Origin of the sequence: Candidatus Campylobacter infans, assembly GCF_013416015.1 — a bacterium.
GTDB classification, from domain to species: domain Bacteria; phylum Campylobacterota; class Campylobacteria; order Campylobacterales; family Campylobacteraceae; genus Campylobacter; species Campylobacter infans.
In genome coordinates, this window is the sequence record NZ_CP049075.1 from 815,145 (window position 1) to 826,007 (window position 10,863).

A 10,863-nucleotide genomic window follows, 5' to 3' on the forward strand; every position below is an offset into this window, starting at 1 on the left:
TAAAATTATAACCTAAAACAACATTAAATAAAATTTAAAATTTTAAATAATTTTGTTTTATTAAGAGATTGTTTTTTTTTTTTGTTAAAATGGGCGCAATTTGTGGCTTAAATTTTATGCTACAATTAAAAAAAAAAAAACAATGGCAATTTTATGTATGAATTAATCAAAACCTTATACCCAATATACCGCAGTATTACTGGCGAGGGCTTGCGCAAGAGTTTAAAAATCATTAACGAAGCTTTAAATAATGAATTAGAGCTAAAAAGCATTAAAAGTGGCACGAAAGTTTATGACTGGGAAATCCCTGCTGAATACAATATAAAAGATGCTTATATAATCACGCCAGATGGGGATAAAATTTGCGATTTTAAAAAGCACAATTTACATCTTTTAGGATACAGCCACGCCATCGATAAAACAATTAGCCTCAAAGAATTACAAGAGCATCTTTATAGCGATGCCAAACGAACAGATATTATTCCTTATGCATTTAGCTATTATCAAAGGCGCTGGGGCTTTTGCCTTAGTCAAAATCAAAGAGATAGTTTAAAAGATGGGGATTATAAGGTTTTTATTGATAGCAGTTTTGATGAAAATGGCGTGCTAAATTACGCGCAAGGCTATTTGCCAGCTACAATAAGCACAAAAGATGAAATTTTAATCTCTACTTACATTTGCCATCCACAAATGTGTAATAACGAACTAAGCGGGCCTGCTGTTTTTGTTGAAATTTACAAATGGCTAAAATCTTTAAAATATCGCAAATATAATTTTAGATTTGTGATCGCACCTGAGACCATCGGCGCGATAGCTTATATTTTTGAAAATTTTAATGATTTAAAAAAGCATTGTAAGGGCGGTTTTGTGCTTTCTTGCCTTGGCGATGATGGCGATTATAGCGTGATTTTACCGCCAGATGAAACAGCTTTTAGCGCAAAGGCCGCGCTAAATGTTATTAAGCATTTTGATAATGCTAAAATTTATTCATTTTTAGATCGTGGTAGTGATGAGCGCCAATACAACACCCCAGCCTTAAATCTTGGCGTTGCTACGCTGTGTAGGACGGCTTTTGGCGCTTTTAAGCAGTATCATTGTAGCGATGATGATTTAAATTTTATTAGTCAAAAAGGCTTAGAGGGCGGTTTGGATTTTGTTAAATCTTGTATTATGGCCTTACAAATAAATGAAGTTTTTAAGCCAAATTTTATTTGTGAGCCTTGCCTTGGCAAGTATAATTTAACGCCTACTTTAAATGTGCGTTCGCGGCCTAAAAACATGTTGCCTAGGCATTTTTTAGCTTATTGCGATGGGGCAAGAGATGTTTTAGATATCGCAAATATCATTGGTTGTAAGGCTAGCGAGCTAGAATATATTATTAAAATTTGCCTAGAAAATAATTTAATTATAAAAGGCTAAAAATGCAATTATTTCAAAATAAAAATCAAATAATCACAAGCGATGATTTTAAGCTAGCTTTAAAAGAACTTGGCATAAATAAAGGCGATATGCTTTGTGTGCATACTAATTTTACGCAATTTGGCAAGATTTTGCCTAAAAAAGACGAGTTTTTACACGAAATTAAAGAAATTTTATGCGATTTAATCGGCCAAGATGGCACTTTAATAATCCCTACTTTTACTTATAGTTTTTGTAAAAATTTAGTTTTTGATAAGAAAAATAGCAAGGGCGTGGTTGGAGTTTTTGGCGAATATTTTAGGCATTTAGATGGAGTGTGGCGCACGAATGATCCGATTTTTTCTTTGGCTGTTTTTGGGGCAAAACAAGCTGAGTTTAAAAAAGATTTTTCAAGCTGTTTTGGCAAGGATTCTGCTTTTGAAATTTTAAATGCTAATGGGGCAAAATTTTTAATGATAGGGCTTGAAAATGGTGATAGTTTTACTTATAATATCCACATCGAGCAATGCTCTAATGTTTCATATAGATATTTAAAGCCTTTTTCTGGCAAGATAATCGATGAAACGGGCATTAGCCGTGATACTAGCATTTTGTATTTTGTAAGAGATTTAGAGCTTAATCCCTTGATAGATCACCAAAAAAGATTAGAGTTTTTATTAAAATTTAACGCTGCAAAAATTAAAAATTTTTCTAGCTCTTATTTTCTTTTAATTGATGCTAAAAAATCCTTTGAAATTTTAAGCGCGCAATATAAAAAAGATGATAAATATTTTCTAAAAACTTATAATGAAATTTCAAGGTAAAAAATGCTTTATTTAAGCCAAAAAGATGTAGAAAATCTTATAAATGATGATATGGATTTTGTAGAAAAAATAATCCAAAAAACTTTTTTAAATTTTAAAAATAAAACATTTAGTCTTGGCGGGATCAATAAAGCAAGTCATGGCATGCAAATGAGCTATGATTTGCTTGGCAAAAAACATCTTTTTATCGCGATGCCCGGGTATTTGGGCGAGCCTTTTAATGTGAGCGGTTTAAAATGGCACGGCCCAATGCTAAAAAATGAAAATCAAAAAAGAGATTCAAATTACACGCTGATTTTAAATGAGCCAGACACTGGCCTAGCCTTTGCCATAATGGGCGCAAATGCGATTACTGATTATAGAACAGCGGCCATATCGCTCCTAGCTGCAAAAACCCTAGCAAGCAAAAACTCCCAAATCCTTAGTATCATCGGCCCTGGCAAAATCAACTTACTTCTTACAAAAGCCCTTATAAAGCATTTTGATATAAAACAAATTTTAATTAAAGGCAGAGGTTTGGCTTCAGCTTTAAAATTTAAAAGCTGCGTGGAGAGTTTAAATAAAAATATTGAAATTAAAATTTTAAATAATGTAAATGAAGCTTGCCAAAACGCCGATATAATCAGCATTAACACAGGATTTGATTTTAAAACCTTAGCAGATATGCCTTTAATAAAAGAAAAATACATCAAGCCAAACGCCACTTTTGTTTGCTCGGCCTTTGCTTATTTTAGCGATTTGATGATAGAAAATGCCTATAAAATCACGGATTATTACCCAATGTATGAAGAATACGAAAAAGAACTAGGCGCGCCTGTGTATAAAAAATTAAGCTATATTGGCAATAGATTTGTCGATCTTATAAGGCTAGGGAAAATACAACCAAATAGTGTTTATAATATTTTTGATATAAAAAATGAAAATTTCAGCGATAAAATAAAAATATTTTCAAATGGCGGGATTGCGCTTTTTGATTTAGCCTTAGGGTATGAAATTTATCGCCTCTCAAAAGAAAAAAATCTTGGGATAGATTTAAAAAATGAATAATGTCTTAGAAATGCTAGAAAAAAGCGCAAAAAAATATCCAAATAAAATAGCTTTTATAGATGAAAATAACAAAATATCTTTTCAATCCTTGCTTATTTTAAGCAAAAAAGCTGCAAGCGCGCTTGAAAGTGGCGCGGTGGCTGTGTATATGAAAAAATCTTGTAACGCCCTAGCCATAATGCTAGCAAGCATACAAGCAGGCGGATTTTATAGCGTGATTGATCCGTCCTTGCCAGCACAAAAAAAAGTGAAAATGTGTGAAATTTTAAATGCTGTGGCTGTGGTTTGCGATGATGAATTGTTTGAGGGGGCAAAAGAGCTTTTTAGTGATTTTTTGGTGTTAAAAGCTAGCGATATTTTACAAACAAAAATTAATGAAAATAAACTTACAAAAATTAGAGCCAATCATATTAGCACCGATATTTTGTATTGTAATTTTACAAGCGGTAGCACTGGCGTGCCAAAAGGGGTTGTAATAAATCATGCTAGCGTGATTGATTTTATCCCGGTTTTTACAAAAACCTTAGGGTTAAAACAAAGCGATGTTTTTGCAAATCAAGCGCCTTTTGATTTTGATATGAGCATAAAAGATATTTTTAGCACTTTATATTTAGGGGCAAGTTGCTTGCTGATTCCTCGCGAGTATTTTAAAAATCCTAGCTTTTTAATGGATTTTATACACTCAGCAAGCATTTTGAGTTGGGCTGTATCGGCGCTAGTATTTTTAAGCACCTTTAAAGCCCTAGAATACAAAAAACCTAAACTTCGTAAAATCATATACAGCGGAGAGCAAATCGGCAAAAAACATATCTTGTATCTCAAAAATCATTTAAAATATACTAAATTTATCAATGTTTATGGACCTACTGAGATTACTTGTAATTGCACTTATCATATTTTAAGCAAAGATGATTTTGAAAATGGCTTAGATATCATCGGCAGGGCTTTTGAGAATGAAAGAGTGTTTTTAATAGACGAAAATAATGAAATTTTAAAAAACAAAAACCAAATAGGACAAATATGCGTAAGCGGTGTTTGCTTGGCTTGTGGGTATTTAAAAGGCTGTGATGATGGATTTTGCGTAAATGAAAATAAGCAAAGGTATTATAAAACCGGCGATTTAGGCTTTTTCGATGAAAAGGGGCTTTTACACATCAAAGGGCGCAAGGATTTTCAAATCAAGCGTTTGGGGCATAGGATTGAATTAGAAGAAATTGAAAAAACCTGCCAAGATCTGCTAGGCGTTCAAAGAGCGTGCGCTGTATTTAAAAATGAAAAATTAAAAATATTTTTTGAAGGCGATGCTAGCAAAAGCGATTTGAGCGCATTTTTACATCAAAATTTACCCTTTTATATGCTACCAAATAGCATAGAAAAATTAAAAAATTTACCAATAAATAAAAACGGAAAATTAGACAGAAGTTTATTAATGGAGCAAATGTGAAAGATATAGCACAAAATTTTAATTACAAAACGCCCGCTTTTATTTTTGATTTAGATGGTTTGGGTGAGCATTTGCGCTTTTTGCGTGCTAATTTTAAGGGCAAAAAACTTTGCTATGCGATGAAGGCTAATCCGTTTTTAACAAATTTTATAGCAGATTTTGTAGATAAGATAGAAGTGTGTAGTGATGGGGAATTTGAAATTTGTAAATCTTATGGGATTTTAGCGCATAAAATTTTTTACACAGGCGTGTATAAAAACGAACAATGCGTAAAAAAAGCCTGGGATTATGGGGTGAGATCTTTTAATGCTGAAAGCTTAAATCAGCTTGAAATGCTTTGTAAATTTGGTGCTGAGGCTAGGATTTTTATTAGACTTAGTAGCCAAAATCAATTTGGCATAGATAAACAAACATTAAACAAAGCCCTTTTAAAATATGCTAAAAATATTAAGGGCATTCATTATTTTGGCGGGACTTTTAGAGATAAAAAAATCCCGTTTGATTTAGAAATATTGCACGAAATTATTAAATGCTATGATTTTGAAGAGCTTGAATATGGCGTGGGTCTTGGAGTTAAATATTTTATAAACGATAAGTTTAAAAGCGAGCAAGAACGCATTGATGAATTAAATGAAATGCTAGCAAATTTTAAGATTAACATTTGCTTAGAAATGGGCAGATTTATCGTGGCAAAATACGGACTTTACGCTAGCAAGGTAGTAGATATAAAATGTAATGATGGCATAAATTACGCGATTTTAAACGGCGGTATGAATCATTTAAATTATTATGTGCAAATCTTTGGTATGAAAACTCCACAACTTTATCATTTTGGCGATGGAGCCATAAAAAACTGGTGCTTATGTGGGGCTATTTGTAGCACGGCTGATGTGCTAGTAAAAGATATAAGCCTAAAAAACTTACAAATAAACGATAATTTATTTTTTGCTAATGCGGGCGCGTATGCTAGCACGGAGGCCTTATATTTGTTTTTAAGCCAGGCTATGCCTAGCATTTATTTGTATAAAAATAAAAAATTTATCCTAGCAAGAGATGAAATCCCAACCTACACCCTAAATATGAAAGGCAAAAACAATGAATAAATTACTTGAAATTTTAAAACAAATCAACGATTCAATCGAATATGAAAAAGAAAGCAATTTAGTAGATGATGGCTTATTTAGCTCTTTTGATATACTCCAATGCGTTAGCGCGATTGAAGAAAATTACGGCGTTGAAGTGCCTATAAGTGAGATTAGAAATGAAAATTTTAATTCTTTGGAGAATATTTCAAATATGATAGAAAGATTAAAAAAATAATTTTATAATCTAAAATTTATTGTAATAAAAAGATTGTAAAAAGCGTAAATTTTAAAATTTATTCTATGAAAATTTAAGCATAAATTTAATTTATGCTTAAATTTTTTAAATTAAGCTTGGATATTTAAATTAGTTCCAAGCACGCTAAGAACATCTTCGCCCATTTTATTAGCCGTGTCCATTATGGTGGTTTGGATGCTTGCTTGCTCGCTAGCTAAGTTTTGGGCTAAATCAACAGGCGTGCTTTTTGCGTTATTTAAATTAGCGTGATTTGCGTTATTTTGGCTATTTGCGTAGTTTGCGTAGCTAGAATAAGCATTTGATGAGATAGAATTAATCATTTTAAATCCTTTTTAGTGATTTAAAGCTATATCGGCAAGTTTGTTTTAAATTTTATTGAATTTGGCTTAAAGCACGATAAAATCGCACTTTAAGCTAGCGCATTAGAGGCGATTTTCATAACGGCGCAACATATAAAGTCTTTTTAACATCTTTTTGCGAGCAGAGATTTTTTGTTTTTTTCTAATCTCGGTCATAGGCTCGAAAAAGCGTCTAGCGCGCACTTCTGTTACCACTAAATTGCGATCAGTTTGCTTTTTGAAGCGTCTGTATGCTTCATCAAAGCTTTCGTTTTGATGGACCTTCACACCTGGCAAAGCTCTCACCACCTTTCTTGTAATTTGAGCGCGGATAATAGCCAAAAATAGCTAAATTTTGGCTTTATTGCGTGATTTAAGCTAATATTTTGGCGCATTTGGCTAAAATCTAGCTTTTTGGTTCCATAGCTCAGCTGGTAGAGCATCACCTTGACATGGTGAGGGTCGTTGGTTCAAACCCAATTGGAGCCACCATCACTTTTTTTTAAATATCCTTTCAGCACCTATCTAAAATAACGATAAAAACGCATTGTTGGGCAAATTAAAATCATTTTAAAATTTGCGCCTTTATAAATTAAAATTTATATTTATTTGTGCGAATTTGGCGCGCGATTTTAAGCCATAAAAGCCAAATTTAAAGCCTAAATTTTAAAATTTCATAGAATTTTTAAATAAAAAAACTAAAATTTTAAAATTTCACAAACAATTCCACGGGCATTTTATCAAGCCAGTTCATAAATCACACCAGCCTTTGTTAAATACTCTTGGACGCGGGTTAAATCGACTTTTTGGATATTTATTACTAGCGAGCCAAGCACGAGTTTATCAAGGCGTTCTAACTTGCCCCAAACTATGTTAAAATCAATCCCTAGCTCCCTTGCCATACTTGTAATTACCGCGCGATTTGCGTTATTTGGGCGAAAATACAGCCTGATATTTACTCCACTAAGTGGCAAAATCTCATCATCGCCCAAAAACTCACGCATTTTTTCATTTGGATGTAAGAAAAGCTCGGTTATATCATCATTTGCTATTACTTGCCCAGCACTTAGCAATGCCGCGCGGTTTGAAATGGCTTTAAGTGCGTCCATTTCGTGCGTAACAAGCACAATTGTAATGCCAAGCTCTTCATTTATTTGCTTTAAAAGACTTAAAATTTGCTTAGTTGTATTTGGATCGAGCGCGCTTGTAGCCTCATCGCTTAATAAAATTTTTGGCTTTAAGGCAAGCGCTCTTGCGATTGCTATGCGTTGTTTTTGCCCGCCTGAGAGCTGTGAGGGATAAAAATCGGCCTTATTGCTAAGCCCTACAAGCTCTAAAAGTTCGCCCACACGCGAAGCGATCGCCTTTTTATCATAGCCCCAAAACTCCAAAGGCGTGGCTATGTTTTGGGCTGCTGTTTTTTGACTCATCAGCGCAAAATGCTGAAAAATCATACCGATATTTTTGCGAAATTCTCTAAGCTCGTTTTTATTTAGCGCGCTAACTTCTTTGTAATCTACTTTTAAACTGCCATCATCATAGCTTTCTAAGCCATTTATACACCGCAATAATGTGCTTTTTCCAGCACCACTATGGCCTAAAAATGCAAAAATCTCACCTTGTTTTATATGTATATTTATATTATCTAAAACCTTATTTGTGCCATAGTTTTTGCTTAGATTTTGTATTTTTATCATCTTAGTCCCCAAACGCGCAAAAATAAATTTTAAAATTTATTTTTGCAAGCTTTTAAGCTCAGATAGTATTTTTTCAAGCTTGGTTTTAGCATTGTTTAATCCTGTTTGATTGGTTTGTAGCACTTCTTGGGGCGCATTTGCTACAAATTTTTCATTACCAAGCATATTTTCAAGTTTTAAAATTTCTTTTTCTAGCTTTATTTTTTGGCTTTGTAAGCGCGCGATAATAGGTGCTGTATCAATGCCACTAAGTGCTATAAAACTCTCTACATTTTGGCTTACATCGCGCACTGAGTCTGGCACATTTTGGCTTACAAACTCCACACTTTCGCATTTTGCAAGTGTGCTGATGTATTTGCTAGCCTGGCTTAGATTAGTGTCGCATTTGATGTAGGCTTTATTAATTTTTGCATTGCCTAAATCAATTGTGGCTTTTGCGCGGCGAATGCTAATAATTGCCTCAATCACCAAAGAAAATAATTTTTGGATTTTTTCATCGTGCTGGCTGGCTTGTGGATAGCGCGAAATCATTATAGAATCGCTATTTTCTAAACTAGTCCCACTAAGTGCGTGGTATAAATGCTCGCTAATAAATGGCATAAAAGGATGAAGCAATTTCATACTTTCTTTAAAAATCGCCCCAAGCTCGCAAATCGCGTCTTTATCGGCCTTACTTAGCTCTATGCCCCAATCACAAAATTCATTCCACAAAAATTTATAAATCTCACTAGCAGCGTCATTAAAGCGGTAATTATCAAGATTTGCGCGCACTTGCTTTATACAAGCATTTAAGCGCGTTAGCATATATTTGCCAAGGTCTGTTTTTATCTCGCATTGGCTTAAATTTTGAAATTTCGTAGCGTTCATTAGTAAAAAATTGCTTGCGTTGTAAATTTTATTTGTAAAATTGCGTGAGAGTATCATTGCTTCATCATTTAAGCGCAAATCCCTACCTTGGACACAAAGCATAGTAAGGCTAAAGCGCAAAATATCGGCTGAATACTCATCAATTTTACTAAGTGGATCTATCACATTTGCGCTACTTTTGCTCATTTTTTTGCCATCTTTATCTTTGACAAGAGCGTGTAAATATACATCTTTAAAAGGAATTTGATGCATGGCATTATCGCATTGAAACATCATTCTAGCCACCCAAAAAAAGAGTATATCAAAGCCTGTAATTAACATTGTATTTGGATAAAACTGCCCTAAATCACCCTCAAACCATTTTTCATTTTTTAATGCCTCGCCATTGCCCCAGCCAAGAGTAGAAATAGGCCACAGCCCTGAGCTAAACCAAGTATCAAGCACATCTGGGTCTTGTGTGAAGTTTTTAGTGCCACATTTTGGGCAAGCTGATGGCTTTTCTTGCTCATCGGCCCATTCATGCCCGCACTCACAATAAAACACCGGAATTTGATGCCCCCACCATAGCTGGCGACTTATACACCAATCTTTTAGCTCTCTCATCCAGGCATTAAAGCTATTTATCCAGTGCGGGGGATAAAATTTTATTTCTCCCTCATTTGCTTTTTTTATGGCTTCATTTGCGATAGCTACTTTTACAAACCATTGCTTAGAAATATACGGCTCTACAACATTTTTACAGCGATAGCAATACCCTACTTGGTTTTCATAATCTTCGATTTTTTCTACAAAACCTTGTTTTTGAAGTTCATTTACGATTTTTTCTCTTGCTTGCAAACGCTCTAAGCCAGCAAATTCGCCACAATGCTCGTTTAAAATTCCCTTTTCGTCAAAAATGGTGATAAATTCTAAATTATGACGCTTGCCTACTTCATAATCATTAACATCGTGCGCTGGCGTTACTTTAACAGCACCTGTACCAAAGCTAGTATCCACATGGCAATCAGCGATAATTTTTATCTTGCGGTTTAATAACGGCAAGTTTAGCTCACGCCCAATTAGCTTGGTATAACGCTCATCGTTTGGATTTACCATCACAGCAGTATCGCCAAAATAAGTCTCAGGCCTAGTAGTAGCTACAACCACGCATTTTTGCTCATCACCTGCTAAAAAATAACGCAAATAATAAAGCTTGCCTTTATTTGCTTTATGCTCAACTTCTACATCACTTAATGCGCCATCGTGCGTGCACCAATTTACCATATAATTACCACGAATGATTAAGCCTTGATTATATAAGCTTACAAAGGCCTTTCTTACGGCATTTTTTAGCCCATCATCCATAGTAAAACGCGCCCTACTCCAAGCAGGCGTGATACCAAGTCTGCGCATTTGATGAAGTATAGTGCCGCCACTTTTTTCTTTCCACTCCCAAATTTTTTTAACAAACTCATCACGCCCTAAGCTTTCTTTTTTAATGCCTTGTGCTAGAAGTTGCTTTTCTACTATATTTTGCGTGGCAATGCCTGCGTGATCAAGCCCTGGCTGCCATAAAACGCGAAATCCATCCATTCTTTTATAACGCGTCATTATATCTTGTAGTGTAAAGGTAAGCGAATGCCCTATATGTAATACACCAGTAACATTTGGCGGTGGCATCATAATGCAAAATGTTTTATTTTTTTCTTGTATGTTTTTGTTGCCATCTATCTCAAAATATCCGCGTTCTTCGCAAATTTTATAATAATTTTGTTCTATTTGTTGTGCTTGATAAGCCATTATGCGCCCTTTTTTTGTGAATAAAAGCTGGGATTATAGCCTAGTTTTGTTTAAAATTTGGCTCAATTTTATAGTATTTGCTGTGGTTGATTTTTTAAATATTTAGCGAAGATGCCATTAAATTAACT

10 protein-coding genes and 1 tRNA gene are annotated in these 10,863 nt (G+C 34.2%); 7 read left to right on the forward strand and 4 right to left on the reverse strand.

The window, feature by feature from the left end; translation table 11 throughout:
* Nucleotides 1-153: 153 nt before the first annotated feature.
* The 6 genes from CINF_RS04185 to CINF_RS04210 are packed head-to-tail and all read left to right on the forward strand — an operon-like array spanning nt 154 to nt 6,033.
* Nucleotides 154-1,419 carry a DUF4910 domain-containing protein gene (locus CINF_RS04185; RefSeq protein WP_179975855.1) on the forward strand — a complete coding sequence of 422 codons (1,266 nt, stop codon included), beginning with the start codon at nt 154-156 and terminating at the stop codon, nt 1,417-1,419.
* Nucleotides 1,420-1,421: 2 nt separating this feature from the next.
* Nucleotides 1,422-2,222: an AAC(3) family N-acetyltransferase gene (locus CINF_RS04190; RefSeq protein ID WP_179975856.1), complete on the forward strand. Its 801-nt coding sequence runs from the start codon at nt 1,422-1,424 to the stop codon at nt 2,220-2,222.
* 3 nt (nt 2,223-2,225) lie between these two features.
* A complete protein-coding gene (locus CINF_RS04195; RefSeq protein ID WP_179975857.1) occupies nt 2,226-3,269 on the forward strand; it encodes a Rossmann-fold NAD(P)-binding domain-containing protein in 1,044 nt (347 codons plus the stop codon).
* The gene (locus CINF_RS04200; protein WP_179975858.1) at nt 3,262-4,713 is read left to right on the forward strand and encodes an AMP-binding protein; all 1,452 of its coding nucleotides are present in this window, start codon (nt 3,262-3,264) and stop codon (nt 4,711-4,713) included. The genes CINF_RS04195 and CINF_RS04200 overlap by 8 nt, the downstream gene beginning before the upstream one ends.
* Nucleotides 4,710-5,816 (forward strand): diaminopimelate decarboxylase family protein, encoded by a 1,107-nt coding sequence (locus tag CINF_RS04205; RefSeq protein WP_179975859.1) that lies wholly within the window; start codon nt 4,710-4,712, stop codon nt 5,814-5,816. Before CINF_RS04200 ends, CINF_RS04205 begins: the two co-directional genes overlap by 4 nt.
* Entirely contained in the window at nt 5,809-6,033 is a 225-nt protein-coding gene (locus CINF_RS04210; protein ID WP_179975860.1) for an acyl carrier protein, read from the forward strand. The genes CINF_RS04205 and CINF_RS04210 overlap by 8 nt, the downstream gene beginning before the upstream one ends.
* Before the next feature lie 110 nt (nt 6,034-6,143).
* Here the strand turns inward: CINF_RS04210 and CINF_RS04215 are convergent, their stop codons facing one another.
* Nucleotides 6,144-6,374 carry a hypothetical protein gene (locus CINF_RS04215; RefSeq protein WP_178696492.1) on the reverse strand — a complete coding sequence of 77 codons (231 nt, stop codon included), beginning with the start codon at nt 6,372-6,374 and terminating at the stop codon, nt 6,144-6,146.
* Nucleotides 6,375-6,476: 102 nt separating this feature from the next.
* Nucleotides 6,477-6,689: a 30S ribosomal protein S21 gene (gene rpsU / locus CINF_RS04220; protein ID WP_178696493.1), complete on the reverse strand. Its 213-nt coding sequence runs from the start codon at nt 6,687-6,689 to the stop codon at nt 6,477-6,479.
* A gap of 119 nt (nt 6,690-6,808) precedes the next feature.
* On the opposite strand from rpsU, the gene CINF_RS04225 reads away from it, so the two are divergent.
* Nucleotides 6,809-6,884 (forward strand) — tRNA-Val (locus CINF_RS04225).
* A 248-nt stretch (nt 6,885-7,132) separates the two neighbouring features.
* On the opposite strand, the gene CINF_RS04230 is transcribed toward CINF_RS04225, so the two are convergent.
* A complete protein-coding gene (locus CINF_RS04230; protein WP_179975861.1) occupies nt 7,133-8,089 on the reverse strand; it encodes a methionine ABC transporter ATP-binding protein in 957 nt (318 codons plus the stop codon).
* 36 nt (nt 8,090-8,125) lie between these two features.
* Nucleotides 8,126-10,735: a valine--tRNA ligase gene (locus CINF_RS04235; protein ID WP_179975862.1), complete on the reverse strand. Its 2,610-nt coding sequence runs from the start codon at nt 10,733-10,735 to the stop codon at nt 8,126-8,128.
* Nucleotides 10,736-10,863 lie beyond the last annotated feature (128 nt).

Excerpts from the sequence above, each read along its gene's own strand:
- CINF_RS04185 (WP_179975855.1), top strand. The coding sequence starts at position 154 with ATGTATGAATTAATCAAAACCTTATACCCAATATACCGCAGTATTACT.
- CINF_RS04190 (WP_179975856.1), top strand. The coding sequence starts at position 1,422 with ATGCAATTATTTCAAAATAAAAATCAAATAATCACAAGCGATGATTTT.
- CINF_RS04195 (WP_179975857.1), top strand. The coding sequence starts at position 2,226 with ATGCTTTATTTAAGCCAAAAAGATGTAGAAAATCTTATAAATGATGAT.
- CINF_RS04200 (WP_179975858.1), top strand. The coding sequence starts at position 3,262 with ATGAATAATGTCTTAGAAATGCTAGAAAAAAGCGCAAAAAAATATCCA.
- CINF_RS04210 (WP_179975860.1), top strand. The coding sequence starts at position 5,809 with ATGAATAAATTACTTGAAATTTTAAAACAAATCAACGATTCAATCGAA.
- CINF_RS04215 (WP_178696492.1), bottom strand. The coding sequence starts at position 6,374 with ATGATTAATTCTATCTCATCAAATGCTTATTCTAGCTACGCAAACTAC.
- CINF_RS04230 (WP_179975861.1), bottom strand. The coding sequence starts at position 8,089 with ATGATAAAAATACAAAATCTAAGCAAAAACTATGGCACAAATAAGGTT.
- CINF_RS04235 (WP_179975862.1), bottom strand. The coding sequence starts at position 10,735 with ATGGCTTATCAAGCACAACAAATAGAACAAAATTATTATAAAATTTGC.